Origin of the sequence: Thermotoga sp. Cell2 (genome assembly GCF_000789375.1) — a bacterium.
Lineage (GTDB): Bacteria > Thermotogota > Thermotogae > Thermotogales > Thermotogaceae > Thermotoga > Thermotoga petrophila.
Window position 1 is genome coordinate 1,581,348 of record NZ_CP003409.1, and the last position, 26,440, is coordinate 1,607,787.

General features: G+C 46.8%; 28 protein-coding genes. 12 read left to right on the forward strand and 16 right to left on the reverse strand.

The genetic code is table 11. The features are described 5' to 3' along the window. Window positions 1–21: 21 nt before the first annotated feature. Genes CELL2_RS08170 through CELL2_RS08190 form a run of 5 tightly spaced genes read left to right on the forward strand, consistent with a single transcriptional unit; the run spans window position 22 to window position 5,430 of the window. Window positions 22–927, forward strand: coding sequence for an ABC transporter permease (locus CELL2_RS08170; RefSeq protein WP_049749669.1), 906 nt, complete (start codon window positions 22–24; stop codon window positions 925–927). Then, window positions 924–1,895 (forward strand): ABC transporter ATP-binding protein, encoded by a 972-nt coding sequence (locus CELL2_RS08175; protein WP_029682876.1) that lies wholly within the window; start codon window positions 924–926, stop codon window positions 1,893–1,895. The genes CELL2_RS08170 and CELL2_RS08175 overlap by 4 nt, the downstream gene beginning before the upstream one ends. Continuing rightward, complete coding sequence (locus CELL2_RS08180; protein ID WP_029682877.1) at window positions 1,882–2,859, forward strand: ABC transporter ATP-binding protein; 978 nt, start codon at window positions 1,882–1,884, stop codon at window positions 2,857–2,859. Before CELL2_RS08175 ends, CELL2_RS08180 begins: the two co-directional genes overlap by 14 nt. Before the next feature lie 15 nt (window positions 2,860–2,874). Beyond that, window positions 2,875–4,380, forward strand: coding sequence for an ABC transporter substrate-binding protein (locus CELL2_RS08185; RefSeq protein ID WP_038034271.1), 1,506 nt, complete (start codon window positions 2,875–2,877; stop codon window positions 4,378–4,380). A gap of 42 nt (window positions 4,381–4,422) precedes the next feature. Continuing rightward, window positions 4,423–5,430: an ABC transporter permease gene (locus tag CELL2_RS08190; protein ID WP_011944016.1), complete on the forward strand. Its 1,008-nt coding sequence runs from the start codon at window positions 4,423–4,425 to the stop codon at window positions 5,428–5,430. Between the two features lie 20 nt (window positions 5,431–5,450). Here CELL2_RS08190 and CELL2_RS08195 read toward each other — a convergent pair whose 3' ends face one another. The 13 genes from CELL2_RS08195 to CELL2_RS08250 all read right to left on the reverse strand — a co-directional run bounded on the left by CELL2_RS08195 (window position 5,451) and on the right by CELL2_RS08250 (window position 17,094). Beyond that, window positions 5,451–6,650, reverse strand: a complete 1,200-nt coding sequence (locus CELL2_RS08195; protein WP_012311256.1) for an NADP-dependent isocitrate dehydrogenase — start codon at window positions 6,648–6,650, stop codon at window positions 5,451–5,453. A 159-nt stretch (window positions 6,651–6,809) separates the two neighbouring features. Then, window positions 6,810–7,469, reverse strand: a complete 660-nt coding sequence (locus CELL2_RS08200) for a thioredoxin fold domain-containing protein (RefSeq protein WP_011944018.1) — start codon at window positions 7,467–7,469, stop codon at window positions 6,810–6,812. A 15-nt stretch (window positions 7,470–7,484) separates the two neighbouring features. After that, on the reverse strand, window positions 7,485–8,135 hold the full coding sequence (locus tag CELL2_RS08205) for a cytochrome c biogenesis CcdA family protein (protein ID WP_011944019.1): 651 nt from the start codon (window positions 8,133–8,135) through the stop codon (window positions 7,485–7,487). Between the two features lie 88 nt (window positions 8,136–8,223). Further along, window positions 8,224–8,871 (reverse strand): CBS and ACT domain-containing protein, encoded by a 648-nt coding sequence (locus tag CELL2_RS08210; RefSeq protein WP_012311257.1) that lies wholly within the window; start codon window positions 8,869–8,871, stop codon window positions 8,224–8,226. 12 nt (window positions 8,872–8,883) lie between these two features. Then, window positions 8,884–9,603 carry an ABC transporter ATP-binding protein gene (locus tag CELL2_RS08215; protein WP_038034270.1) on the reverse strand — a complete coding sequence of 240 codons (720 nt, stop codon included), beginning with the start codon at window positions 9,601–9,603 and terminating at the stop codon, window positions 8,884–8,886. Next, a complete protein-coding gene (locus CELL2_RS08220; protein ID WP_038034268.1) occupies window positions 9,596–10,450 on the reverse strand; it encodes an ABC transporter ATP-binding protein in 855 nt (284 codons plus the stop codon). The genes CELL2_RS08215 and CELL2_RS08220 overlap by 8 nt, the downstream gene beginning before the upstream one ends. Next, on the reverse strand, window positions 10,447–11,523 hold the full coding sequence (locus tag CELL2_RS08225) for a branched-chain amino acid ABC transporter permease (protein WP_012311259.1): 1,077 nt from the start codon (window positions 11,521–11,523) through the stop codon (window positions 10,447–10,449). Before CELL2_RS08225 ends, CELL2_RS08220 begins: the two co-directional genes overlap by 4 nt. Continuing rightward, the gene (locus tag CELL2_RS08230; protein WP_038034267.1) at window positions 11,523–12,422 is read right to left on the reverse strand and encodes a branched-chain amino acid ABC transporter permease; all 900 of its coding nucleotides are present in this window, start codon (window positions 12,420–12,422) and stop codon (window positions 11,523–11,525) included. The genes CELL2_RS08225 and CELL2_RS08230 overlap by 1 nt, the downstream gene beginning before the upstream one ends. A 78-nt stretch (window positions 12,423–12,500) precedes the next feature. Beyond that, window positions 12,501–13,613, reverse strand: coding sequence for an ABC transporter substrate-binding protein (locus CELL2_RS08235; RefSeq protein ID WP_038034265.1), 1,113 nt, complete (start codon window positions 13,611–13,613; stop codon window positions 12,501–12,503). Between the two features lie 83 nt (window positions 13,614–13,696). Further along, window positions 13,697–14,617 carry a hypothetical protein gene (locus CELL2_RS08240; protein WP_241208653.1) on the reverse strand — a complete coding sequence of 307 codons (921 nt, stop codon included), beginning with the start codon at window positions 14,615–14,617 and terminating at the stop codon, window positions 13,697–13,699. A gap of 146 nt (window positions 14,618–14,763) precedes the next feature. Further along, window positions 14,764–14,952 (reverse strand): hypothetical protein, encoded by a 189-nt coding sequence (locus CELL2_RS09700; RefSeq protein WP_241208654.1) that lies wholly within the window; start codon window positions 14,950–14,952, stop codon window positions 14,764–14,766. After that, complete coding sequence (locus tag CELL2_RS08245) at window positions 14,942–16,180, reverse strand: DUF58 domain-containing protein (RefSeq protein ID WP_038034260.1); 1,239 nt, start codon at window positions 16,178–16,180, stop codon at window positions 14,942–14,944. Before CELL2_RS08245 ends, CELL2_RS09700 begins: the two co-directional genes overlap by 11 nt. After that, window positions 16,177–17,094, reverse strand: coding sequence for a MoxR family ATPase (locus CELL2_RS08250; protein ID WP_012311264.1), 918 nt, complete (start codon window positions 17,092–17,094; stop codon window positions 16,177–16,179). The genes CELL2_RS08245 and CELL2_RS08250 overlap by 4 nt, the downstream gene beginning before the upstream one ends. A gap of 159 nt (window positions 17,095–17,253) precedes the next feature. Here CELL2_RS08250 and CELL2_RS08255 point away from each other — a divergent pair, with 159 nt between their 5' ends. Further along, window positions 17,254–18,489, forward strand: coding sequence for a PLP-dependent aminotransferase family protein (locus CELL2_RS08255; RefSeq protein ID WP_038034259.1), 1,236 nt, complete (start codon window positions 17,254–17,256; stop codon window positions 18,487–18,489). A gap of 11 nt (window positions 18,490–18,500) precedes the next feature. After that, window positions 18,501–19,385: a phosphate acetyltransferase gene (locus tag CELL2_RS08260; protein ID WP_038034257.1), complete on the forward strand. Its 885-nt coding sequence runs from the start codon at window positions 18,501–18,503 to the stop codon at window positions 19,383–19,385. Here CELL2_RS08260 and mtnN read toward each other — a convergent pair. Together mtnN and CELL2_RS08270 are read right to left on the reverse strand one after the other, a co-directional pair. Next, complete coding sequence (mtnN, locus tag CELL2_RS08265) at window positions 19,382–20,035, reverse strand: 5'-methylthioadenosine/S-adenosylhomocysteine nucleosidase (RefSeq protein ID WP_012311267.1); 654 nt, start codon at window positions 20,033–20,035, stop codon at window positions 19,382–19,384. The genes CELL2_RS08260 and mtnN overlap by 4 nt on opposite strands. Before the next feature lie 40 nt (window positions 20,036–20,075). Then, entirely contained in the window at window positions 20,076–20,567 is a 492-nt protein-coding gene (locus CELL2_RS08270; RefSeq protein ID WP_038034255.1) for a ferritin, read from the reverse strand. Between the two features lie 84 nt (window positions 20,568–20,651). Between CELL2_RS08270 and CELL2_RS08275 the strand changes: the two genes are divergently transcribed. From CELL2_RS08275 to fliD, 5 genes are read left to right on the forward strand one after another with little or no spacing between them, the layout of a single operon-like run. Continuing rightward, window positions 20,652–21,152, forward strand: coding sequence for a prepilin-type N-terminal cleavage/methylation domain-containing protein (locus CELL2_RS08275; protein ID WP_012896576.1), 501 nt, complete (start codon window positions 20,652–20,654; stop codon window positions 21,150–21,152). A 13-nt stretch (window positions 21,153–21,165) separates the two neighbouring features. Continuing rightward, window positions 21,166–22,947 (forward strand): hypothetical protein, encoded by a 1,782-nt coding sequence (locus tag CELL2_RS08280; RefSeq protein WP_038034252.1) that lies wholly within the window; start codon window positions 21,166–21,168, stop codon window positions 22,945–22,947. Window position 22,948: 1 nt separating this feature from the next. After that, a complete protein-coding gene (locus tag CELL2_RS08285) occupies window positions 22,949–23,359 on the forward strand; it encodes a hypothetical protein (RefSeq protein ID WP_038034250.1) in 411 nt (136 codons plus the stop codon). A 60-nt stretch (window positions 23,360–23,419) separates the two neighbouring features. After that, window positions 23,420–23,770: a flagellar protein FlaG gene (locus tag CELL2_RS08290; protein ID WP_038034247.1), complete on the forward strand. Its 351-nt coding sequence runs from the start codon at window positions 23,420–23,422 to the stop codon at window positions 23,768–23,770. A 4-nt stretch (window positions 23,771–23,774) separates the two neighbouring features. Beyond that, entirely contained in the window at window positions 23,775–25,601 is a 1,827-nt protein-coding gene (fliD, locus tag CELL2_RS08295) for a flagellar filament capping protein FliD (RefSeq protein ID WP_038034245.1), read from the forward strand. Here the strand turns inward: fliD and CELL2_RS08300 are convergent, their stop codons facing one another. Continuing rightward, entirely contained in the window at window positions 25,602–26,432 is an 831-nt protein-coding gene (locus CELL2_RS08300; RefSeq protein ID WP_012311278.1) for a carbohydrate ABC transporter permease, read from the reverse strand. It lies immediately after the preceding gene. Window positions 26,433–26,440 lie beyond the last annotated feature (8 nt).

Here is a 26,440-nt window from a genome sequence, read left to right on the forward strand (position 1 = left end):
GAAATTGAAACTTATTCCATTATGTGGTATTATTATAAAAAAAGAGAAGCGAGGTCGAAGGTTGTGGTCTCTGAGAGAGTCTTCAGGCCGGTCTTCAAGCTGTTCAGACGAAGAACAGGTGTTTTGGCTTTCGTCGGAATGATCATTCTTTTGTTTTACATCTTTTTGGCCATCTTCGCCCCAGTTCTTGCTCCCTACGATCCTACCGTACGGGTGGGAAGATCTTTGCAACCTCCTTCGGAAAAGCATCTATTCGGCACCGACAACCTTGGAAGGGATATCTTCAGCAGAGTGATCTACGGTTCGAGAATCGCCCTGATGGTGGCGTTTCTCGCTGTTGTTATAGCGGCTGCGATAGGTATTCCCCTCGGTTTGATCTCTGGTTACGTTGGAGGTATCTTCGACCGCGTTTTAACTCTTGTGATGGACGCCGTTTACTCTTTCCCGGGTTTGATTCTTGCCATAGCAGTTGCAGCGGTTTTGGGGCCCGGAATGATGAACATAGCCGTTTCGATCGCCGTTGTTTATGCGCCCACGTATTTTAGAGTGGTGAGAAACCAGGTCACGAGCGTGAAAAACGAACTCTACGTGGAAGCGGCAAGGGCACTCGGTGCGAAAGATTGGGAAATCCTTGTTAAGTACGTGCTTCCCAACGTTTTCCCATCGATAGTGGTGGTTCTCTCCATGAACCTCGCCGATGCAATCATGACAGAAGCGGGTCTCAGTTTTCTTGGGCTTGGAATAGCTCCTCCCACTCCGGACTGGGGATTCGACCTCAGCAACGGCCAGAGGTTCATCCTGAGCAGAGCCTGGTGGGGTGTGTTGTTCCCCGGCCTTGCAATCATCACTTCCGTTCTTGGTTTTTCCATGTTCAGTGAAGGGTTGAGCGAAATTCTCAATCCGAATATCGGGGAGAGAAGCAAATGAAGGTGCTCGAGCTGGAAAACGTGAGCGTGAGATACAAAACTGAAGAAAAAACTGTGAACGCCGTCGAAAACGTTTCCTTTCACCTGGAGAAAGGAGAAACCCTGGGTCTCGTCGGTGAATCCGGTTGTGGAAAGTCTACCCTCGGTTTTTCCATAATGCGACTTCTTCCAAAGGGAACGAAGATTGATGGAAGCATAAAAATCGAAGGGACAGATATTTCATCTCTTTCGGACGAGGAAATGAGACAGATAAGAGGTTCAAAAGTTGCGATGATTTTCCAGGATCCGATGACGTCGCTCAATCCGATTCTCAGAATAGAGGATCATTTTGTGGAGATGATCCTCACCCACAGACCTGAACTGAGCAAAGAAGACGCCAGAGAACTCGCAGCGAAGGCCCTGGAAGATGTTGGAATAAACAGAAACAGACTGAAGGATTACCCGTTTCAGTTCAGTGGAGGAATGAGACAGAGGGTGATGATCGCCCTCTCCATAGTTCTCAATCCCGCTGTTTTGATCGCCGATGAACCCACCACATCTTTGGATGTGATAGTTCAGGCTCAGATAATGGAACTGCTCGAGAAGCTGACGAAAGAGCACAAAACCGCCATGATTCTGATCACCCACGATATGGGGCTGGTCGCGGAAGCCGCAGACAGAATAGGTGTGATGTACGCAGGGCACCTCGTGGAACTCGCATCGAAAGAGAGGATATTCACCAATCCTCTTCATCCATATACCGTTGGTCTTCTGAGGTCTATTCCGAACACGGATGTGAACGATAGAGAACTGAGATACATTCCCGGCTCTCCCCCTGATCTTTCGAATCCCCCTGAAGGTTGCAGGTTCGCTCCAAGATGTGAGAAGGCAATGAAAATTTGCTGGGAGAAAGAACCACCGGAGTTTGAAATAGATGGAACGCGCGTGAAATGCTGGCTTTACGGAGGAGATCAGAATGGCACTGATTGAAGTGCAGAACCTTAAAAAGTATTTCCCTGTGAAACAGGGACCAATAGATGTGCTTTTGAGAAAACCCAGGAAGTTTGTGAAAGCGGTGGATGGTGTGAATTTTCAGATTGATGAAGGAAAGAGTCTGGGGCTGGTGGGGGAGTCGGGATCCGGAAAAACCACAACGGGAAGAGTCATTCTGAGACTTGAAGAACCCACCGATGGCAAAATCATTTTTGATGGTAGAGACATCACAAAACTCTCAAAAGAAGAAATGAGGAAGCTGAGAAAAGAGATGCAGATCATCTTTCAAGATCCAATGGCCTCTCTGAACCCATACATGAGGGTGGGAAAAGCCATAGAACACGCCCTTGAAATTCACGGAATCGGAGACAGATCGTCGAGAAAAGAGATGGTGTTTGAGATGTTGAGGAGAGTGAATCTGGAACCCGCGGAGGATATCTACAGAAGGTATCCGAGGGAGCTTTCTGGTGGTCAGAGGCAGAGGGTAGTCATCGCCCGTGCTTTGATTTTGAAACCCCGCCTTGTGATAGCCGATGAAGCGGTGGCTATGCTCGATGTTTCCGTGAGATCACAACTGCTGAGACTCCTTCAGGACCTCAGAAAGGAATTCAACCTCACCATGCTCTTCATCACACACGATCTCGCCACGACAAAATACGTCTGCGATGAAATCGCGGTGATGTACCTCGGAAAGATCGTGGAGGTCGGTGATTTTGAGGACATATACCTCAATCCAAAGCATCCTTACACACAGGCTCTTATATCCGCCGTACCGGAACCTTCTCTCAAGAAGAAAAAGAAGTTCATCCCTGAGGGAGAAACACCAAACCCGATAGACGTGCCATCTGGATGCAGGTTCCACCCGCGCTGCCCTTACAGAATGGATATCTGTATGAAAGAAGAACCTCAACTCAAGGTTGTGGAGGAAAATCACAAGGTGGCATGTCATCTTTACAACTGAAGGGAGGTAGTGGGTATGAAAAAGTTAGTCTGGTTGTTTTTGATCCTGACAGTAACGCTCTCCTTCGCGGCAAAAGACATCATCGTGGTGGGTACAACGGACAAAATCAGAACTCTCGATCCTGCCAACTGTTACGATTACTTTTCTTCCAACATCCTTCAAAACGTCATGGTTGGATTGGTTGATTACGAAATAGGAACAAGCGTTCTCAAACCCGTTCTGGCGGAGAGATGGGAAGTCGATGAAACAGGAACGGTTTACACGTTCTATCTGAGAAAGGATGCAAAGTTCGAGGATGGAACACCCATCGATGCTCACGTCTTTAAGTACTCTTTCGACAGAGTGATGAAACTGAATGGAGATCCGGCATTCTTACTCTCTGATGTCGTCGAAAAAACAGAAGTAGTGGATGACTACACCTTCCGTGTAACTCTGAAGTACCCATTCTCCGCGTTCGTCTCTGTCCTCGGTTACACCGTTGCGTATCCGGTGAACCCGAAGGTCTATCCAGTCGATTCCTTCTACGAAGGTATTCCATCAGCTTCTGGACCCTACAGGGTCAAAGAATGGATCAGAGATGTGAGAATCGTTCTCGAAGCGAATCCGAACTACTTTGGTGAAAAGCCAAAGACAAAGACCATCGTGATCAATTTCTACGAGAACGCTTCCACACTCAGATTGGCACTCGAGACGGGAGAAATCGATGTTGCTTACAGACATCTCGACCCCAGAGATGTTATCGATCTCGAGGGAAGAGAAGACATCGTCGTTTACAAAGGTAACAGTCCACAGATCAGATATCTGGTGATCAACGTCACACAGCCCCCGTTCGACAACGTGAAGGTGAGGCAGGCACTAGCTTATGCGGTGAACAGAGACATCATAGTTGAAGACGTGTTCGTGGGGCTTGCAAAACCGTTGTACTCGATGATCCCGGAAGGCATGTGGGGACACAAGGACGTATTCCCGAAGAGGGAGCTCGAAAAAGCGAAAGCTCTTCTCAAAGAAGCAGGCTATGACGAGAAAAATCCTCTTGTGATAGACCTGTGGTACACACCTTCACACTACGGAACGACAGAAGCGGATGTTGCCCAGGTGTTGAAGGAATCGTTCGAAGAAACGGGTGTCATAAAAGTGAATCTCAAGTACGCAGAGTGGTCCACCTACGTGGAGTACTTCCTGAACGGAACGATGGGTTTCTTCCTCCTCGGATGGTACCCCGATTACCTTGATCCGGACGATTACGTGTGGCCGTTCCTCAGTGAAAGCGGTGCAAAATCCCTCGGTAGCTTCTACTCGAATCCTGAGGTAGAAAACCTGATGATAGAAGCAAGGAAATTCACTGATCTGGAAAAGAGAACAGAAATCTACTACAAAGTCCAAGAGATCCTTGCAAGGGATGTTCCTTACATACCGCTCTGGCAGGGAGTTGCAACCTGTGCAGCGAAAAAACAGGTGAAAGGAATTCTGCTTGAACCCACACAGATATTCAGATACTACATACTCTACTGGGAAGATTGAACTCCGCCGCCCCTTCCCGGGGCGGCTTTCGGAGGTGCCGTGATGTCCCTTAAAAACTACGTGATAACAAGAATCCTCCTTGCTGTTCCCATGATATTCATTCTTCTGGCACTCATATTCCTGGTGCTCAGGATCATACCCGGGGATCCGGTGCTCGCTATTCTCGGAGGAAAAGCACCGAAGGAAGTCATCGAACAGAAGAGACACGAGCTCGGTCTCGATAAACCCATCATCGTCCAGTTTTTCGATTACATTGGAGATCTTCTCAAAGGTGATCTGGGAAAATCTACACTGACGGGAAGACCCGTTTGGGAAGAAATAAAGGAGAGATTTCCCGCGACTTTGGAACTGACACTCTTCGCTTTCATCGTAGCCGTCCTCATAGGTATCTTTTGGGGGAGCTTCGCTGCGTACAAAAGAGACAGCGGTGTTGATATAGGTGCCAGGATGTTTTCAATGGTGATGTACGCGGTTCCGGTTTTCTGGTTCGGTTTGATGATGCAGTACATCTTCGGAGTTATCTTGAGATGGCTTCCCGTTGGTGGGCGATTGTCACCCACTATGAATTTGAAAGTGATAACGGGTATCTATTCGATAGATGCGCTTTTCACAGGAAATTGGGAAGCACTGAAAGACGTCTTCGAACATCTCTTACTTCCGGGACTCACACTCGGACTCGTGATCTCCAGCGTCTTTGTCCGTATGGTGAGGAACAACACCGTTCTAACACTGGCCCAGGATTTCGTGAAGGCGGCTCGTGCCCGCGGTTTGAAGGAGAGGGTAATTCTGTTCAGGTACGCCCTGAAAAACGCTCTGGTACCCATCTTCACGATGATGGGACTTCAGTTTGCACTCCTTCTGGGAGGTGCGGTCCTCACAGAAACCACTTTCTCCTGGCCTGGTCTTGGAAGTTATCTTGTGATGAAGATCAGATACAGGGACTTTCCTGCCATACAGGGCACGGTCGTTTTCTTCGCTTTGATCGTGGTGGTGATAAGCATTCTCGTCGATGTGATCAACGCTCTGATAGATCCCAGGGTGAGATATTGAAAAGAGCGGGAAGGCCCCGCTCACAGTAATTTTTCGAGATTCTTCTTCACTTCGTCTATGAACTCTTCGAGAGTGACATACTTGTCGATCGGTGGTTCTGTGAAAGGCTGAAGGTCCTTTGTGATCACATCGGATTCTATGGTGTTTATCACAGCCTTCTCCAGTTTGTCTGCGAATTCACACACCTCCGGTGTTCCGTCGAGTTCTCCCCTCTTCCTTATAGCACCTGTCCACGCGAAGATCGATGCGGTTGGATTCGTCGAGGTCTTTTCTCCCTTCAAATATCTGTAGTAGTGTCTTCTCACCGTGCCGTGGGCTGCCTCGAACTCGTAGATCCCATCGGGAGAGACGAGAACCGACGTCATGAGACCGAGACTGCCGAAACCTGAGGCGATCATATCGGACATGATGTCCCCTTCGTAGTTCATGCAGGCCCAGAGCATGCCGCCCTCACTTCTCAAAATCTGCGCAGCCGCATCATCTATGAGCATGTATCTGTAGTTCACTCCGGCTTTTTCGAGTTCTTCTTTTCTTTTGTCGACCTCTTCCTGGAATATGTCTTTGAAGTACGCGTGGTACACCTTGGAGATCGTGTCTTTCGTTGCAAACCAGATGTCGACCTTTTCAGAGATAGCATAGTTTATACACGACTGAGCGAAACTTCTGATCGATTTCTCCAGGTTGTGCATCGCCATGACAACACCGTTTCCTTCGAATTTGTGTACGAGGAGTGTTTTGTTTTCTTTGTTTCTCACCACAAGTTCCACTTCTGCTGGGCCTTCTACTTTTGCTTCCACAGCGTTGTATATGTCACCGTAGGCGTGCCTTCCTATGATGATCGGTTTCTTCCAGCGCTTCACTAACGGTGGCACGTTCTTCACCATGATGGGCTTTCTGAAAACCGTTCCATCGAGGTACGCTCTGATGGTGGCATTTGGACTCTTCCAGGCTTTCTTCAGGTTGTATTCCTTCACTCTTTCCGCATCTGGGGTGATCGTTGCGCACTTGACACCGACACCGTACTTTTTGATGGCCTTTGCCGCTTCGATCGTGATCTGATCGTCTGTTTCATCTCTCTTCTCTATTCCGAGATCGAAGTAAACCAGCTGGATGTCGAGATAGGGAAGGATGAGTTTTTCTTTGATCATCTTCCACATCACGCGTGCCATCTCGTCACCGTCGAGTTCGACAATGGGGTTTTTAACCTTGATCTTCTCCACTCTTCGTACCTCCTTTTCTGTGATCGTTGCTATTATTAATGATACCATCCTTTTTTGGACTTCAGATGTGGAGTTTCATCGTTTCATTTAACGCTTTCGTGAAATTTGACTCAAGAGGAAATCGTTGCAAAAAGTAAAAGGGTGCGGAAGCACCCTCTTTCATTTAACGAGCAGAACACGGAGAGCGCCTTTTTCCTGAAGGGTCTTTGCAACATCTGGCGAATCCGTCACGTATATCCTGTCTCTTCTCACTTCGTTCGGTACGGTATCCACTTTCACAGCGTTTTTATCTTTTTTCAGAACGAAATCTGCGTCTTCTTTGGAAATTTCGATGATCAACGGCTCACCCACGAACGGATCGTCTTTCTTCAGGTAGGTCTGGAAGTCTTCTTTCAACTCCTGAGCGACGTATTTCAGAATCTTTATGAAGTTGTCTTTGTCCACGTAGCCAGGAAGGTATCCCAGACCTTCTTTTCCCTTGAAAAAGAAAAACGTAGGCGTTCCTCTCACACCAAATCCAGCGAAGAGATCCCTGTAGCTAACCGATTCCTCTCCCAGAACTTCCTTCGCAAAGAGTGTGGTTTTTTCATCTGTGGCGTACAGCTCAACGAAGACGAAGTTTGGAATCAGAATTTCCTGGAAATCTTCTTTCGGGAATACTTCTTTCTTGAACAGATTACAGTAGTAACAGGTTGGACTCGAGAACATCATGATCAGCTTTCTCTGGGTGATGTTTGCGAGTCTGTAGGCATCATCTAAAGTGAGGGCCAGTGAGATCACACTCAAAGCCAAAATCGCGATGATTAAGAACCTTTTCACAGTACCATCCTCCCATCAGTATGTGATGAACCTCCCCGTGAGAATGAGCACTCCAACGAGAACGAGTGAGAGAGAACCCACTACTTTGAGAACATTCATCCACACAGGTTTTTTGAAACTGACGCGGTTCAAAAGTCTGTTGACGAATCCTCCCATCAGTATGAACGGAATCGAAATACCCAGAGAGTAAAGGAAAAGAAGTACTCCTCCCTTCACCGGTTCTCTTCCACTCGCCACTATCGCGAGGATACTCCCCAGTATAGGACTCGAGCAGGGAATCCACACGAGTCCCACACTACCACCGAGTAAGAAACCATTCAGGAATCCTTCCCCTTTGTAGCGCCACACGTTGGGATTCTTTTTCATCTTCACAAGTTCAACATCGAACAGGTAAAACAATCCAAAGACTACGAGAGCAAGCCCGGAAATCCACGTGAGTATGTAAGTAGGAATGAAATTTCCAAACAGTCCAAAAAGGACTCCTATGACTGAAAAGAGAGAAGATATTCCCACGAAAAAACCTATGATCTTCAGGAAATCTCCTTTCGAGGCAAAGAGTACGCCAAGAAAAGCGGGGATCAGGGGCAGGACACACGGACTGAAAAATGCGAGAAAGCCATATCCGAGAGCCATCCAGTAACTCACTTCTGCGACGGCGAAACTCATGTTCTCTCTCCTCTTCATTTTTTCTACTGAAAAAGCCCAAAATAATTATAACACAGAAACACCCCCTCACAGCGAGGGGGCTAACGATTCAGTTTGAATGGTAGTACAGAAGCTTCACATCGATTTCATCGAGGGATTTCACGAACTTTTCATGGTCGATGTTTTCCACCCTGAGTGTGGCAAGGTAAGAATCCTTCCCTTCTTCGAAAAGTGTTGCGATGGAGATGATGTTCCCGCCTGCTTCGTAGATTCTCTTTGCCACTTCGAGAAGTTCACCCGGTTTGTCTGGCATTTCCATTGTGTACCTTATGGTTCCTTCCCTCTTGGTTCCGAATATCTCTACGAAGACCTTGAAGATATCAGTCTGTGTGATGATTCCAACAAGATGTCCCGCATCGTCAACTACGGGGAGTCCACTTATATCCTTCTCCTCCATTATCCTTGCCGCGTCTTCTATCGGTGTGTTTTCGTTCACTGTGACGACATCTTTTGTCATGATCTCCTCGATTTTGAGCTTGGAAAGAAGATAGTGGAGTTCCCAGATGTTTAGTGTCGTGGCTTTAGAGGGAGATGCGTAGAGAAGGTCCTTTTCTGTCACGATACCGACGATCTTTTCATCCTTCATCACTATGAGGCGTTTGATTTTGTTCTGTTTCATGAGTTTGAGGGCCTCAGAAAAAGAGGTCTCTGGAGCGATGGTGATGGGATTTCTCGTCATGAAATCCTTGACAAGCATGTTTTCCCCCCTTTATGCAACACCGAGATAGGCCTTTCTGACCATTTCGTTGTCCAGAAGCTCACTGGCTTTTCCTTCGAGAACGATCTGTCCAGTCTCGAGGACGTAACCGTAGTGGGCAACCTTCAAAGCACCAAGGGCGTTCTGTTCCACAAGAAGAATCGTGGTTCCCTCCTGGTTGATCTTCTGGATGACCTCGAAAACTTCGGAGACCAGGATGGGAGCAAGTCCCAGTGATGGCTCGTCCATCATCAGAAGTTTTGGTCTGCTCATCAGCGCTCTTCCGATCGCAAGCATCTGCTGTTCTCCACCCGAGAGAGTTCCTCCCAGCTGCTTCAGTCTTTCCTTCAGCCTTGGAAAGAGAGAAAAGATCCACTCGAGGTCCCGTTTTATACCGTCCTTGTCTTTTCTGTTGTACGCTCCCATCATGAGGTTTTCGTACACTGTGAGTTCTGGAAAGATCCTTCTTCCCTCCGGAACGAGGGCTATCCCCATTTTGTTTATCACATGGGCAGGCTTGTTCGTGATGTCCTGACCGTTGAAGATGATCTTTCCCTTCTGAGCCTTCACAAGCCCCGCGATGGCAGAGAGGGTGGTTGTTTTTCCCGCACCGTTTGCTCCGATCAGCGTTACGATCTGACCTCTCGGGACTTTCAGGTCTATTCCCTTGATGGCGTGGATCGCACCGTAGTAAACGTGGAGAGACTGGACTTCAAGGACGATGTCAGACACTCTCCCACTCCCTTCCGAGGTACGCCTCTATCACACGTGGATCGTTCTGAATCTCCTTCGGCGTTCCTTCCGCTATGATTCTACCGTAGTCCATCACTATGATTCTCTCACAAATTCCCATGACCACTTTCATATCGTGCTCTATGAGAAGCACCGTTAGGTTGAAGTCCTTTCTGATCTGTTTTATGAACTCCATGAGGTCCTCTGTTTCCTTCGGGTTCATACCCGCGGCGGGTTCATCGAGGAGGATCAGTTTCGGCTTCGTTGCAAGGGCGCGGGCTATCTCCAGTTTTCTCTGCTCTCCATACGGAAGCGAGGAAGCCTTCTCGTACATCACCTTTTCGAGTCCTACCCTCTTGATGAGGTCTTTGGCTCTTTCCACCATTTCTTTTTCTTTCTTCAAATATCCGATTTTCGTGACAGCCCTCCAGAACCAGAAACGTCCTTCTCCCTTCTTCTTTTTTCCATGTTTCACCAGGATCCTGTCTGCGTCCGGGTTGGAAAGGATATGGTGCTGTGCCACAAGGACGTTTTCCAGGACAGTCATGTCGGAGAAGAGCCTGATGTTCTGGAAGGTCCTTGCAATTCCAAGGTGTGTGATCTGATAGGGCTTCAGGCCAGTGATGTCGATTCCATCGAAGATGATTCTACCCTTTGTGGGAGTGTATATGCCCGTTATCACGTTGAACACGGTTGTTTTTCCCGCACCGTTTGGTCCTATGAGTCCGACGAGTTCTCCTTCTCTGATCTCGTTGGTGAAATCGTCCACCGCTAAGAGTCCACCAAACTGCATTGTCACATGATCCAGAAGGAGGAGAGGTTTCTTGGAAAGATCCGTGACCGTCATTTCTCTTCACCACCCTTGCGACGAGCAAAGAGCCATCTGTAAAGGTTGTTCCAGGTGAGTTCTTCCCTTCCCATGATACCCCTCTGCCAGAAGATCATCACAAGGATAAAAATGGCGGATATCACGAGGATCCTCATTCCCTTTATACCGGGAACGTGTATGCCGAAGAACGTGAAAGGCTCTTCCAGATCCCTGAGCCACTCGAAGAGTATGGCGAAGAGAGCGGCTCCTATGAGCGAACCCGATATGCTGCCGAGTCCACCCAGAACTATCATGATGAGAACGTAGAAGGTGAGCATGGGACCGAGTGTGGTCGTTCTGGGATCTATCGTGGTGAGCCAGTGCGCGTAGAGCGAACCAGAAACACCCGCAAAGAAGGCTCCTATGACGAAAGAGAGAAGCTGATGTTTGAAAACATTTATTCCCATGGCTTCGGCTGCTATTCGGTCTTCTCTGATGGCCTTCAAAGCCCTTCCGTAGCTACTGTTCACAAGGCTTGCCATGAACAGAACCGTTACAAACAGCCAGCCGTAACACCACCAAATATTTGAGTATTCCGGAATTCCCTTGAGACCGAGAGGGCCGTTTGTGATGCTGATGGCGTTGAGGGCGATGATCCTTATCACCTCTGCGAACCCAAGGGACGCTATCGCGAGGTAATCACCGGAAAGCCTCAAAACCGGCCACCCTATGAAAAAAGCGAAGACGGCTGCCAGAACACCGCCTGCCACTGTGGCGGTGAAGAAGTCGGTGTGCGCGTTCGCAAGCCAGGGAACGATCGGCTCTATTATGAAAGACATCGCTTTCTGCTCTGGTGAAAGTGTGAGAAGAGACGCCGTGTAAGCACCTATCAGGATGAAACCGGCGTGTCCAAGAGAAAAGATACCCGTGATACCGTTTATCAAGTTCAAACTCACCGCCATGATACCGTATATGGCGATGAGCCTCACTACTCTCAGCTTGTAGCTGTCCATGTATCTATCGGCCAGATAGAGAAGAAGGGCCACGAAGATCAGGAAAACAACCGTGAGAATGAAATTCGTTCGTGCAGATAGTTTCTTCTCCATCTTCATCACACCTTTTCCACGATTTTTTTACCGAGAAGTCCTGAAGGTTTGACGAGCAGTATGACGATCAGAATGATGAAAGCGAACGCGTCCCTGTAACCCATAAAAGCCGGAAAATAAGCTGCGAGGAATATCTCAATGAGACCGAGAAGAACACCACCGAGAACAGCTCCGGGGATCGAACCTATTCCTCCAAACACCGCCGCAATGAAAGCCTTGAGACCTGGCATGAAACCCATGTAAGGATGTACATTTGGAAATCTCATTGCCCACATGATCCCACTCGCAGCAGCGAGTGCCGAACCGAGGGCAAACGTAAAACCGATGACGGCGTCCACGTTGACACCCATGAGAGCAGTCGTTGGAATATCCATGGAAATCGCTCTCATAGCCATACCGATCTTCGTTCTGTAAACGATGAAGGACAAAACTATCAGAATGACGACGGTGATGAAAATCACGAGAAACGTGAGGAGTGGTATTCTGGCTCCCGCTACAGTCAGTACCTTGTTCAGTATGGTCCTGTCCTTGAAGACCTTCAGAAAAGACTTGGGAATGGCACCGAACACGACCACAGCGAGACTCTCAAGGAAGAAAGAAACACCGATAGCGGTGATAAGAGCGGAAATCCTGGGAGCGTTTCTCAGAGGTTTGTAAGCAACTCTGTCTATGAGAAAACCCAATAGCGCTGCTCCGAGGATCGCTACGATGGCAGAAAAAAGTGGATTCAGAGAAAGAAGAGTAGCAGCGTAGAAGGCGAAGTAAACACCCATCATCATAACATCGCCATGGGCGAAATTAATGAGCCTCAGAATACCATAAACCATGGTGTAGCCGATCGCTATGAGTGCGTACAAACCTCCGAGCATGATTCCGTTGAAGAGATTCTGGAGGAAGAATACCACTCTTTCACCTTCCTTTCTTCAATCAAAGAAAGCGAAGCCCCTGAGGGGCCTCGCTTTTGCTTGTTTTAATGGAAATTTTTACTTGAGATCATCAGGATTGATGACAGCCTCAAAGTCAACTGAACCGTTCTTCACAACGTTTACAACGACGGATTTGATGGCGTCTCCGTTCTTGTCGATGTTTATGATACCGCTGGCACCGTTGAAATTCTCTGTTTTTCTGATCTCTTCAGCGATCTTTTCCCTGTCAAAGCTTCCTGCCCTTTCGATCGCGTCGAGAAGCACCATGTAAGCATCGTATCCGAGAGCGTTGAGCGCAGCTGGTTCTTTTCCGTATTTCTCCTTGTACACTTCAACGAACTTCTTTGCAACAGGGTTGCTGGCTGCCTTCGGATGGTAGTGTGTGGTGAAGAGGAGTCCTTCCACTGCTTCTCCACCGATTTCTATGAGTTCCGGTGCGTCTGCACCATCACCTGCCAGAATGTAACCGGTGAATCCAAGCTGTCTTGCCTGTTTGGAGATGAGGGCGATCTCCGGGTAGTACCCTGTTATGTAGATTGCATCCGGGTTGAACGACATCGCAACGGAAAGCTGTGCGGAAAAGTCCTGATCACCGCTTCTGAAGAGCACGCTCTTCACCTGTCCGCCGAGTTCAGTGAACTTGTCTTTGAAGAAATTAGAGAGTCCGACGCTGTAGTCCTGCTCGACATCCGTGAACACAGCCACTCTTTTTGCACCCAGATTTTTGTAAGCGAATACTGCCATGGCTGATCCCTGGAACGGGTCGATGAAACAAACCCTGGATACGAACTTTCTTCCCTGTGTTACGAGTGGATTCGTGGAGGCAGGAGTCACCATAGGAACTTTGTTCTCTTCTGCAATAGGTGCTACGGCAAGAGAATGTGCACTGGCCACTTCACCGATTATTGCGAGGACCTTTTCTTTGTCAATGGCTCTTGCTGCTGCGTTCGCTGCTTCTGTTTTTTCACTTCTGGTGTCGAGGAGAACGAGTTCTACCTCTTCTCCCAAAACTGTTGGTTTCTCTTCGTGAGCGATCTGAATTCCTTCCCACACCATTCTTCCAAAAGCGGAAATACCACCCGTCATTGGAAGAATCACAGCGATCCTAACGGCCGAGAAAAGACTCAAAACCGTAAATACAAGAAGAACCGTTACCAGTACCTTCCTCATATCTCTTCCCTCCCCTCACAAGAATGATTTTTATAAGTATTTTACAGGCTCACCATAAAACGGTCAAGAAATCCTTTTGAATCTTAATGCAGATTTTTCTGGGGGTTAATGTTTGCCTTTTTCAGTTCTTTCTCTGATTCCGAGAAAATCTTTGCTATTTCTTTCTCAGGCAGTTTTATTCCTTTTCCTGCATATTTACTTTCGACGTACAGCTCGGTCAAACCTCTAAAGTGTCGAAACTTTTTCCCGGATATCAACTCGTACGGAGTGAGATGTTCCTTCCCTGGAAAATATTTCCACCTCAGGAAGAGGTACGCGTCTTCTAACGTGTGTATTTCTTTCCGTTCAGTGCGATGTTCCTTTTTTTCAACATCTTCTTTTTCTTCCTCTCTCGATTCTTCCGTTTCAATTTCTTCGCTCGACGTTTTCAACGTTCTAAGGAAGAGCTTCAAAGTGGTGTGGAAGAACAACAAAGCCACGAAAAGAGAAACAACGGTTAGGATCCATCTTACCAAATTCCATGAAGGATTTCTTTCGATTTCAACGATAGTTACGGAAGCGGAAGGAGTGGACGAAAGCATCTGACCTACTGGTGTGAGTTCTGGAATTCCTACGTCGAGGTTCACGTTCTGAACCACCATGTTTACAAACAACACGAACAGATAAAAACTGACCACAAAAACACCGAGAGCAGCAAGGACATAATGTGACACCTTTAAATTCATTCGAAACTCTTTGAAGAAAACAGCAACGAGTAGCACCACACCTGCCACAGCGACCCAGAAAATGACTTCCCAGAGAAGTTTCATGGCAGAGCTTCCACTCTGGGTGAATTTTTCTATCACGACCACAACGTTCCTCACCATCTGTTGAACTGATACACCACTTTCTGGCTGATGCGTTTCTGGAAGAAGGAATGGAAGTCTGAATTCTGGAACAAAAGCCAGGAGTGGAACCACAGAAGCGTAGAGGAACTTCTTCTCATAAAGGAAAAAGAGGGCCATAGTTCCGGAGGCAAAAAGGAATGAAGATGGATTTTTCTCAAATATCAACGAAAGCACGAAAAAGAAGACCAGCGAATACACTTTTGACCTTTCACTTTCGAAGTCTGAAAATACAAGAAAGAAAGTAACTATGAGAGATGCGAAAATCAAGTCTTTTCTTTTGAAAGTATCCAGAGGAGGATCCCTGCGATCGGAAGAACGATCAAGTAGGCTCTGGAGATTCTCTTTAATATCGCTGCTACCGCTGAGCCTGAAAGGAGCCACAGAGAGTAGATGTTGATATCTTTCATCAGAACCAGAAGTAAAGCGCTACCAAACAACACATCATGGAACACTTTCTACAACCTCCTGAACGGTCATGTTCTCCCGCACTCCTCTCACGATCACGTGGTTCTCTTCGAGTAGCTTCACCTTTTCCAGAAGATCGAGGAGATCTTTCCTCATGAGGAGATAGCTCCTGAAAGGCTTCGTGTTTGGATCGCGTAAACCGTATGGTATGACAAATACTATCAATTTTGAAACCTGAGACCTCACTCTGAGAAGTAAGGGAAGCTCCTGCTCCGTCAGGTGTACGCAGAAAAGGAGAACAGTATCTGAAGGATCAAATACGACCGTCTCCAGGACACTCTTCGTATCGAAACGAGAATTGTCCGTTCCTCTCACGGTGGCGAGCAGTTCAAAATCCATCACCCAGTCTCGATCGTGATTTTTCCAGATTTCTTCACCTATGACTGTTAATTCCACAGGTGTGTGACGTTCTTTCAGGTCTTTCACCACGCTCGCTACAAACCGCACCGCTTCATCTTCGTAGTACCTCCTCAGTTCTTTCCAGACTTCTCCCAGCTGGACATCTTTTGGAAGGTTCAAATCGAGAAAAATCTTCACCCTTCCCAGCGCGGTGTGATCGTGTTCTTTCACGAGCAACCTTCCATATCTCGCGGAGGCCTTCCAGTGTATTCTGTTCATCGGTTCTCCGTTGTAATCTCTGAGTCCCTTCAGCATCGTGTTGTCGTCGAGAAGCCTCTGGGGACTTTTTCTACCCGGTAGGAGTTCTTTCAGGGCCTCTTTGTAGAATTCGATCGGCACGTACTCGGGAAAAACGATCACCTCGTCCTCTGCGTTGAACTCCTTTTCCACAGAAAAAGTTGCGAACGTGTCTTCGATTTTTATGGAAAATCCCTTCAGGATCTTTCTTCCACGTGTTCCAAACGAGAAAATGAACACCAGCTTTTCCGAAGAAGATGGTCTCAGAGAAATTTCTTCGGTATCTTTTTTGAAAAACCTGACGGGAGAAAGACTCGGATTGAGTTTCATCGAAATCCGCAAGAGGCCGGAATAGCTGATCTCGTAGATCATCTCTGCTTTTTCATCCACGAAGAGTCTGGTTTTTGTGATGTGTCTTTCTACCTTTATCCTTGGAATGGCTTTCAGAGTCAAGAAGAGATCCAACCACCTTGTTGCGGTAAAGAAAACCATCAGAAGAAAAATGTTGTTCTGTGTGAGGATCCATACTGCAACGGAAAAGATTGTGAGAATCACAAGTGGTTTCTTCCTTACCCTCATTTGACCACCTTCACGCGGTCGAGAATTTCTCTCACTATATCCTCCTTTTTCTCCCTTTTGAGTTTGGACTCCGCAGACTGGATCACTCTGTGGGGTATCACGTACACAGCGGCTCTTTTCACGTCGTCTGGAAGGACAAAATCTCTCCCATCCATGAAAGCGAGAGCCATGGAGAAGTGCATGAGGGCTATACTTCCACGGGGGCTCATGCCCAAAAGAAGCGACGGATGATTTCTTGTGGCACTGGCTATATCGACGATGTATTTCTTCACTTCATCACTCACAAAAACATTCCTCACCTTTTTTTGAAGTTCTGAAAGCTCATCAGGGTTCATGACCGGTTCCAGCTGACTTATGGGATGTTCTTTTTCCTGGGATGTGAGCATCTGAATCTCTGCTTCTTCATCGGGATACCCCATCTTCACGCAGATCATGAAGCGGTCGAGCTGAGCTTCCGGGAGGGGGAAGGTCCCTTCGTACTCGATTGGGTTTTGCGTGGCGATCACGAAGAATCTCTCAGAAAGCCTGTGTGTGATTCCATCCACAGTCACCTGACCTTCTGCCATTGCCTCAAGGAGCGCAGATTGTGTTCTCGGCGTTGCCCTGTTTATCTCGTCCGCGAGGAGAACATCGGTGAACACGGGCCCCTTTTTAAAGACAAAGTCTTCTTTCTTTCTATCGTATATGTACAGACCGGTGAGATCTGTTGGAAGGAGGTCCGGTGTGAACTGAACTCGTCTGAAGTCCACTCCAAGGGATAGCGCAAGGGCTCTTGCAAGCATCGTCTTTCCAACTCCTGGCACATCTTCCATGAGAACATGCCCTTTTGCGAGAAGCGCTGCGACAACAACTTCGATGGCTTCTCTCTTTCCTTTTATCACCTTTTCGATGTTGTTTATCACCCGCTCTATCAACCCAGGATCCCTCCAGAATAGTGTTTGCATACTTCAAAGTATACCAGTTTTTCTATCAAATTCTCAATTTTTAGAATACACGTTGAATTTTAATGCAGAAATTTCACCAGTACTGGTGTATAATTCTTCAGAAGAAAAAATACCCCAGGAGGTGTTGTTGTGAATCTAGAAGACAAGATCTCAAAGATAGGCCGAAACATGAAATCCTCCATCATCAGGGAAATTCTCAAATTTGCTGCGGACAAAGATGCCATTTCTTTCGGAGGGGGAGTGCCCGATCCTGAGACTTTTCCGAGGAAAGAACTTGCAGAAATCGCAAAGGAAATCATAGAGAAAGAGTACCATTACACCCTTCAGTACTCCACAACGGAAGGCGATCCCGTTCTTAAACAGCAAATTTTGAAACTTCTGGAGAAGATGTACGGTATCACAGGACTCGACGAAGACAATCTGGTATTCACTGTTGGATCCCAGCAGGCGCTGGATCTCATTGGAAAGCTCTTCCTCGACGATGAGAGTTACTGCGTCCTCGATGATCCCGCATACCTCGGAGCCATAAACGCGTTCAGACAGTACCTTGCGAACTTCGTGGTGGTCCCACTCGAAGACGACGGAATGGATCTCAATGTTCTGGAAAGAAAGCTTGCTGAATTCGACAAAAACGGGAAGATAAAACAGGTGAAGTTCATCTACGTTGTTTCGAACTTCCACAACCCAGCTGGAGTCACGACTTCTCTGGAGAAGAGAAAAGCGCTCGTCGAAATCGCAGAAAAGTACGACCTATTCATAGTGGAAGACGATCCCTACGGTGCTTTGAGGTACGAAGGAGAAACTGTGGATCCCATCTTCAAGATAGGTGGACCAGAAAGGGTGGTTCTTCTCAACACGTTCAGCAAAGTCTTGGCACCGGGTCTCAGAATAGGAATGGTGGCGGGAAGCAAGGAGTTCATCAGAAAGATCGTCCAGGCGAAGCAGTCTGCGGATCTGTGCAGCCCCGCTATCACTCATCGTCTCGCTGCCCGTTATTTGGAGAGGTACGATCTTCTCGAGCAGTTGGAACCCACCATCGAACTCTACAGAAGAAAGAGAACGGTGATGCTCAACGCCCTCGAAGAGTACTTCTCCGACATACCAGGCGTGAAATGGGTGAAATCGGAAGGTGGTCTCTTCATCTGGCTCACCCTTCCCGAGGGTTTCGACACCTGGGAGATGTTCGAGTACGCGAAGAGAAAGAAGGTGTTTTACGTTCCTGGAAGGGTTTTCAAAGTATACGACGAGCCGAGTCCCTCTATGAGGCTTTCCTTCTGTCTGCCGCCAGATGAAAAGATCGTTGAAGGGATCAAAAGGCTCAAGGAAGTTGTCCTCGAGTACGGCAAGGAAAAAGGTCTTCTGTGAGGAGTGATAGAATGTTTCTGGAAAAACTGGTTGAGATGGCTCAAGGAAAGGGAAAAAAGCTCGCAGTTGCGGCTGCGAACGATGATCACGTGATAGAAGCTGTCTGCAGGGCTTGGAAAGAGAGAGTGTGCGAGCCCGTTCTGTTCGGTCCAGAGGAAGAGATCACCAGGATCATCGAGGAACTCGTCCCTGAATGGAAGACGCCCCAAATCGTAGATTGTCCCCCAGAAGAAGCGGGAAGACTCGCTGTGGAGGCCGTTTCAAAGGGAGAATGCGATTTTCTGATGAAGGGAAAGATAAAGACAGGAGATTTGATGAAGATCTATCTGGACGAAAGGTACGGACTTCGAACGGGAAAAACGATGGCGATGGTGAGCGTGATGGAGATACCCGATTTCCCGAGGCCTCTCATAATCTCCGATCCCGGTATGCTGATAAGCCCCACTCTGGAACAGAAGGTTGACATGATAGAACACTGTGTTCGAGTGGCAAACGTCATGGGTTTAGAAACACCGAAAGTTGCCGTTGTCGGTGCCATAGAAGTCGTGAATCCAAAGATGCCCATCACGACGGAAGCGGCCGTTCTCTCGAAGATGAACCAGAGAGGGCAAATAAAAGGGTGTATCGTCGATGGGCCCTTCGCGCTGGACAACGTTGTGTCGGAAGAAGCGGCGAAAAAGAAAGGGATACAAAGCCCTGTGGCGGGAAAGGCCGACATCTTGATACTGCCAGATATAGAGGCGGCGAACATTCTGTACAAAGCTCTGGTTTTTCTTGCTAAAGCGAAATCCGCATCTATCATTCTTGGTGGGAAAGTCCCTGTAGTTCTCACATCACGTGCAGACTCGGAAGAAACGAAGTTTTATTCCATAGCCCTCTCGGCGGTCTTCGCTTAGAAGACACACTTTTTCAGAACGTCGAGGAGGATCAGGTTGGAGAGGAAGCCATATCTCTCGTAGTTTTTTCTGAACTCTTCTTCCGTTTCCTTTCCACATATGTCAACGATCGTCTTTATGGCGAGGAACTTCTTCTCGTTCTCGTGGCACACTTTTGCCACAGCGGCGGAGTCCATATCGACACAGAGGGCTCCCGTTCTTCTTTTTATCTCCTCGGCTTTCTCCTTCGCTGTCACAAAGGCGTCTCCGCTTGCTATCAGTCCTGTCTTGATTTCTCTGTTTGAATAAGCGATCACCTTGTCTTCGAGATCTTCACTGCCCGAGACGATGATTCCTTCATCACCAAGGGCCGTTTCGAAATCGTACTCGACGTAGGAATCTCCTATCACGACATCCCCAACTTCAACACCTTCCAGACCACCGGCGTTTCCCGTCAAGAAAACAGCATCTATGTTGAACCTGTCCAGAAAAGCCTGAGTAACGAGCGCGGCTTCGACCTTCCCGATGAAACCGTAGCTCACGACCACCTCGTTTCTTCCTACAACTCCCCGCTGGTAGTATCTTTTCAAGAGACGTCCTTTTTCCAGGACTTCCATCTCTTTAAGCATGGGTTCCACTTCTATCTTGAACACACCGAGAACCAGGATCACGTTCCCACCTCCAGATGAGAAAAAGGGGCGCAGTGCCCCTTCACTCTCTCTGTCCAAGATACCTGTCGAGCTGGAAGATCACAGACATCTGACCATTTGCCTTTTCTAAAAGATCGAGGATTTCTCTCACCTGGTCTTCTTCTTCCACCTGCTCGTCAACGAACCATTTGAGGAAACTCACGGTGGCGTGATCTTTCTCTTCCAAAGCGAGTTCCAGGATGTTGTAAATCGACTGGGTGACGAATTCTTCGTGTTTCAGAGCCGCTTCAAAGGCGTCTTTTATTCCGTTCCAATTCGAAGGTGGCTTCTCTATGGCTTCGAGTTCGACCCTTCCTCCTCTTTCGTAGATGTATTCGTAGAACTTCATCGCGTGAGTTAGTTCTTCCTGCGCTTGCTTTTTCATCCAGTTGGCAAAACCCTTGAATCCTTCTGCGTCGAAGTAAGTTGCCATCGAAAGATAGAGATAGGAAGAGTAGATCTCCCTGTTCAACTGATCGTTGAGCGCTTTTCTCACTTTTTCTGAGATAACCATCATCTCACCTCCTACTGTACAATTCTACCACTTGCCACAGTTTTGCCACATTTTTCTGTTAATAATCGAAATGGAGGTGAAATTATGAGGAATGGTTTCACGATCGTGGAGCTTTTGATAACTATAGCTGTTCTTCTCATCGGAATACTCTTGGTTCTGGGATTCACAACGAGAACAATTGTTGCCACTGTTCAGTCGTTTACCACGATCGAGTTAGCGGACGATCTTTTGAAGGCAGCGATGGAAATAAGAAAGGAAATCCTGAAAGCTGGACCTAGAGCGGATCAGATTTATTTTGATCCGGAGAATCCTGAAAAAATTTCTTTCCTTGTGAATGTTCCTTTCGGTGGAGAAAAGTACTATTCCAGGAACTACACATACACTATCACATTTGAAAAACCGGACATCAAATTGTACATCTTCCAGGAAGATTCGAACAGCACAGATACGAGGATACTCGTAACGGATGTTTCAACCTGCACATTTTTGGCGGGTGCCGGTACTGTCTCCTTTGTTATAGGAAAAGAAAAACACAACATCGAAAGAACCTATTTCATGAGCGTAGCCCTTCCCAATCTGAAGTGAAGGGGTGATCTTTATGAGGAATGGTTCCATTCTTGTGACCACTGTGATAATTCTGGTCATCGTTTCCGTTCTGGGAATCTCTGTGTTCTTCGCGTTCAATCAATATCGTGAAAATGTGGGATTGACCGCTCAGAGACTGGAGGCTACTTACAGAGCTTCAAATATCCTGAGTCTCGGTGTTGCCTGTCTAAAAAAGCACTTCGGTTTTTCAGGAATGGAAATCAACTGGTCCACTGGAAGTGTGACATGGTTTGATGATTTCAGAAAGAGAGTTCTGCTTCAGTCAGATGGAGATGCCTGGGAGAATGTTTTCTCATTGCTGGACACAGAAAAATACTACAATCTTTCTTCAGACATCGATTTCTCTACTGAAGCATCAAAATTGGGATTTTCTAACTTTGAAGCAGTAGCCATTCCGTTCGAGAACAACCCGTTCTTTGCTCTGCTTGTTGTAAGAGCACAAGTCGGAAAGGCTGTGGTTTACAAATACGCTGTTCTTTCTTCAGACTTTCTGAACAAGTACGCGTATTTCACAGAAAAAGAAACAAGACCGGATGGAGATAAGATATACTTCATCACCCAGGATACCATAGATGGTCCTTTCAGGTCGAACGACGTGATACATGTGAAAGGAGAGCCGTTGTTCAAGGCGAGTGTGGAGTTTAAAGGCATCGAAGTGGAAGCGGGAAATGGGCCAAGATACGAAAATCCTCCTCCAAAGTATTTAACCGATGAAGACATAGAAAAGTACAAAATGAGTAAGATAAAAGACTATTACGCAAGAGAGATCGAAAAAATCGTAAAACCCGCCAGCGAAGCGGTCAACTCGGTTGAGCCGGTGGGAATAGAGCTTCCTGCAGCCAAGATAGTTGAGAATGGTTACTTTTATAAAATACAGTTAGAAACGGCTTATATAATCGAATTCAATACTCCAAGGGGCAACAGTGAAAACGACTATTTGATAAAAGTGAAGTACAAAGAAATGTACAGGAAATATGTATGGTACTTCAACTGGTACTTCGTTGGGGAAACTGAGGGAAAGGAATTTAACCTTTTCCACATCAAACCCAAGCCAAACAGCGATCTGTATCACCTCGTCATTCAGGGGAACGAGGCAAAGAAACTTCTTGGTCTTGACAGAAACGAGTACGATATCTATTTCAACGGTGTGATCAAAACAGACAGCGATGTTTACCTGGGGAACATGAGTGAAGGAAGAGGAAAGCCCATGTTCGTTGACGGGAAATACACCATCGTTGCTAAAAACATCTACATAGAAGATCCCATCATTTACAACGATTACAGAGAGGTTCTGGAAACGATAGCTGATCTGGAGGGAATAAAAGGAAACTCTGATCAAAAAATCGCAGAGGTTGAGATAAGACCTCTCGATGAAAACGGTGATGTCAAAACGGAAGAATACGCAGAGATGATCAAAAATCATGAATCCGACGACTTCCTCAACCTGGTTTCATTCAACGACGTGGTGGTGAAAGAAAAAAGGAAAAATATGAAGATCTTTGCCAGTATATACGCCTTCGATGGAAGTTTCTATGTGGAAGGTTATAACAGTGGGGATCCTAAAGGAGAACTCACCATCTTTGGCTCTCTCATGCAGTATGTCAGAGGACCGGTGGGAACCTTTCATTGGACAAAAAATGGAAAGCCCGAGATCGAAACAGGCTACCGAAAGAACTACATATACGACTGGAGAATACTGAAAGGTATCTCAGTGTTTGGAACACCCACTATAGAAGAAGAGTCAATGATTCTCAGTATAAGAGAGGTGTATTAACGTGAAAAAAGGAAGCCTAATGATAGAAACCCTGATCAGTCTGATTTTGATCCTTCTGGTCATAGCGATCTTCATGACCATGATTTTGGTGGTGATAAAAAATACAGCAAACACAGAAAGGTCTACAAAGGCGTTTCTCCTGGTGAACTTTGCGTACGATTATCTTTCCAAATTCAGGGTGGAGCATAAAATCCTCGAGAGTGAATACAATGTGGTTGAAAACATGAACAAGGGTTTCTGGAACGATAGATGGAGTGACGGAAATCCCCCATTTCCCTACATTGAAAACCTTCAGGAGGAGAACATTGCACTTCCAACATCGAACGGAACGATAACTTATAAGAAAATCACTCTAACAATAAGAACCGATGAGCAAGACACAATAACACGTGTGGTGATAATAGGTGACTAAAGACTCGCAACCGATGGTCGATATTAAAGAGTGAGAAAAGAAGTTCTGGAGGGATCCACAATGAGAATAGACCCCACGGACGGGAAAGGAAATACTTTGCTTCATGGAGAAATAACAAAAAAGGAACTCCACGTGAATGAGCAGTCACCTTCCGTTTCCGAGATGAAAAGACAACAGGAAGAAGATGTCCAGAAAGCCATAGAAGAATTCTCAAAAAAACTGGAAAAACTGAAAAAAATCTTCAGAGGAGAAGCCGAATTCAGGTACGACGGCGAATTGAACATGGTGATCGTGAAGATAAAAGACACCGAAACGGGAGAGATCATAAGACAAATCCCTCCTGAGGTGATGATGAAGATCGCAAAGAGTATAAACGAGCTGCTTGGGATCCTCGTAGACGAAAGGGTGTGATCGCATGGACCTGAGTAAAATAGCGAGCACCATAAATATGAGATATTACTCACAGCTGGGTGGTTTCCAGGTGGGGGGAGCTGTCAGCGGACTCGACACCCAGTCCATCATAAACGCTATTCTCGAAGCAGAAAGCCAGCCGCTTCAAAATCTCACAGAAAAGTACGAAAAGTACGAGCTCATGCAAGAAGCCTACACAGAAGTGAAGACCAAACTCAGAGAGTTCAGAGATCTGGTCTACAGTTTCAAACTCCAGAGTACCGTTGTCCAGAAAACAGCCGTTTCTTCCAGCTCTCTTCTTTCAGCTGAGGCTTCCTCTGTGGCCGTCACGGGTGTATACCATGTGAAGATCGTTCAGACCGCAACTTACACCACGTTGGCTGGAGCGAGTGAAGTTGTTCCACCTCCCGATTCAACGAAGACGTTTGGGGAACTCGATTACATGTACACACCTCAGGAAGGAACTGTAAGACTGTACAACAACGAAACGGGAAACTACGTGGAAGTCCAGGTTCTCTCCACAGATACCATAGACGATATTGTCAATAAGTTGAACACCGCTCTTTCCTCTGCTGGAATAACGGGAAGCGTCAGCTACGATACCAGCACCGGCAAAATCAGCATCACTTCCGATAAGAATTTCTCGCTCGTTGACATCACAGGAAACTTCACGAAGGTATTTCATCTGGATGAAGCCAGTCTGAACTACAGTGGAGGAAATTATTCTTTCACCAGCACCGCCTCTGTGAGCGGGCTTTCCACAGCGAAAACTCTTCAGCAGATTGCTACGTACACTTCAAAGACCATAATAAGCGGAAAGGTGAAGATAAACGGTGTGGAGATAGATGTGGATCAGAACGACACGTTGTCTTCTCTTATAGAGAAGATAAACGACAGCGAAGCCGGGGTTACCGCCAGTTATGATTACCATGCGAACAGAGTTGTGATCATTTCAAAGACCTCTGGTCCCGAGGCCATCACCCTGGAAGACACATACGGGACGGGTTTGTTCTCGCTTCTTGGAATAGAAAATCACAGTCTCTACGTGGGTCAGAAGGCTCATCTTCAGATCAGTATGGACGGCACGAACTGGGCGGATGTGTATTCAGACACGAATGACGTGGAGTACAACGGTGTCACTTTCCACATCTCTGGAATGACATCCGAGACGATCACCGTTGATGTGAAAATCGATGCGGATGCCATAGTTGAAAAAATCAAAGAGTTTGTGGATAAATGGAACGAAGTAATGGATTATCTGAACAAAAAGCTCACAGAAGAGCCGATAACCGATAAATCCGAAGAAGAGATGACAGAAGAAGAGAAGATGAAAGGGGTTCTGAAAGGAGACGATCTGTTAGAAGAGATCTTCTCCCGTCTCAGAGGATTCATCACGTATAAAGTTGAAGGAGACATAAACTACCTCTGGGAACTTGGGATCAGCACAGGAGACATAGGAACCGGATACGAGAACATGATGAAGGGTCATCTCGAAGTGGATGAGGAGAAACTGAGGCAGATAGTGGAAGAGGATCCAGACAAGGTGTGGGAATTCTTCGGTGGGGAGAACGGTTTTGCCACACAGCTCGACGATTATCTATGGGAACTGGTGAAATTCAACGGCAGGATCGATCAGGTCGCGGGAATAAGCGGTCGAATAGAAAGAGAACAGAGATTCCTCGCCACACAGATAGCGAGCTGGATCGAAAGGCTCTCCAAGAGAGAACAGGAACTCTGGAGGAAGTTTTCGGCCATGGAGGAAGTGATCTCTCAGCTTCAGTCCCAGGGAAGCTGGATCTCTCAAGCGTTGCAGGGCAGTAACAACAAGTGATTACCCTTTCATGCCACTTCTCACAAGACTTTTCACAAACAGGTTCTGAAGAGCGAGAAACATCACAACGGTTGGCGCTAGAGCAACCACGGTACCCGCCATTATTACACCCCAGTTGTTGGCTGATTCAGCCTGCATGAGCATCTTCACTCCTACCTGGACCGTTTTCATTTTGTCTTCCATACTCACTATCAAAGGCCAGAGATACATGTTCCAGGCATAGACGAAGTTTATTATAGAGGCACCTGCCAGCATATGTTTTGAGAGGGGGATCAGCACTTTCCAGAAAAATTGCATGTAACTCGCTCCGTCTATGAGTGCAGCATCTTGGAGTTCTCTTGGAATTGTGAGAAAATGCTGTCTCATGAGAAAGGTGTTTGTTGCGCTTGCCATGAAAGGAATTGTCAGAGCCCAGTAAGTATTGACCCAGCCGAAAGTTTTCATGATCAAAAACAAAGGGAGAATCATAACGGTTTCTGCGGGAAGGAATAGGGTAGCAAACAAAGCTGCGAACATGACCTTTTTACCCTTGAAATTGAAATGAGAAAAAGCGAAACCTGCGAGCGCTCCGGTGGCAAGTTTTCCAAGTGTTATCAGTGATGCAACAATCAAGCTGTTCAAAAAAAGTCTTGCCAGCGGAACATATTTGAAAGCTTCTACATAATTCTTCCAGTAAAAACTCGTTGGAAAAAACTTCGGAGGGTATGAAAATACAGCCTCAGGTTTTTGAAAACTTATGGTTATCGCAAGAAACAATGGCAGAGCCATTATGAAAGTCACCATTACAAGAATTATTTCGTAGAGGATTGTGATGGATCTTTTTCTCCTCACGTTCTCTC

Bases quoted from the DNA above. Each gene is read 5' to 3' on its own strand.
- CELL2_RS08260 (WP_038034257.1), top strand. From the start codon at position 18,501: ATGTTTCTGGAAAAACTGGTTGAGATGGCTCAAGGAAAGGGAAAAAAG.
- CELL2_RS08235 (WP_038034265.1), bottom strand. From the start codon at position 13,613: ATGAGGAAGGTACTGGTAACGGTTCTTCTTGTATTTACGGTTTTGAGT.
- CELL2_RS08270 (WP_038034255.1), bottom strand. From the start codon at position 20,567: ATGGTTATCTCAGAAAAAGTGAGAAAAGCGCTCAACGATCAGTTGAAC.
- CELL2_RS08275 (WP_012896576.1), top strand. From the start codon at position 20,652: ATGAGGAATGGTTTCACGATCGTGGAGCTTTTGATAACTATAGCTGTT.
- CELL2_RS08170 (WP_049749669.1), top strand. From the start codon at position 22: ATGTGGTATTATTATAAAAAAAGAGAAGCGAGGTCGAAGGTTGTGGTC.
- CELL2_RS08225 (WP_012311259.1), bottom strand. From the start codon at position 11,523: ATGAAGATGGAGAAGAAACTATCTGCACGAACGAATTTCATTCTCACG.
- CELL2_RS08190 (WP_011944016.1), top strand. From the start codon at position 4,423: ATGTCCCTTAAAAACTACGTGATAACAAGAATCCTCCTTGCTGTTCCC.
- CELL2_RS08240 (WP_241208653.1), bottom strand. From the start codon at position 14,617: ATGGCCCTCTTTTTCCTTTATGAGAAGAAGTTCCTCTACGCTTCTGTG.
- CELL2_RS08290 (WP_038034247.1), top strand. From the start codon at position 23,420: ATGAGAATAGACCCCACGGACGGGAAAGGAAATACTTTGCTTCATGGA.
- CELL2_RS08245 (WP_038034260.1), bottom strand. From the start codon at position 16,180: ATGAGGGTAAGGAAGAAACCACTTGTGATTCTCACAATCTTTTCCGTT.
- CELL2_RS08180 (WP_029682877.1), top strand. From the start codon at position 1,882: ATGGCACTGATTGAAGTGCAGAACCTTAAAAAGTATTTCCCTGTGAAA.
- CELL2_RS08205 (WP_011944019.1), bottom strand. From the start codon at position 8,135: ATGAGTTTCGCCGTCGCAGAAGTGAGTTACTGGATGGCTCTCGGATAT.
- CELL2_RS08280 (WP_038034252.1), top strand. From the start codon at position 21,166: ATGAGGAATGGTTCCATTCTTGTGACCACTGTGATAATTCTGGTCATC.
- CELL2_RS08220 (WP_038034268.1), bottom strand. From the start codon at position 10,450: ATGACGGTCACGGATCTTTCCAAGAAACCTCTCCTCCTTCTGGATCAT.
- CELL2_RS08210 (WP_012311257.1), bottom strand. From the start codon at position 8,871: ATGCTTGTCAAGGATTTCATGACGAGAAATCCCATCACCATCGCTCCA.
- fliD (WP_038034245.1), top strand. From the start codon at position 23,775: ATGGACCTGAGTAAAATAGCGAGCACCATAAATATGAGATATTACTCA.
- CELL2_RS08185 (WP_038034271.1), top strand. From the start codon at position 2,875: ATGAAAAAGTTAGTCTGGTTGTTTTTGATCCTGACAGTAACGCTCTCC.
- CELL2_RS08175 (WP_029682876.1), top strand. From the start codon at position 924: ATGAAGGTGCTCGAGCTGGAAAACGTGAGCGTGAGATACAAAACTGAA.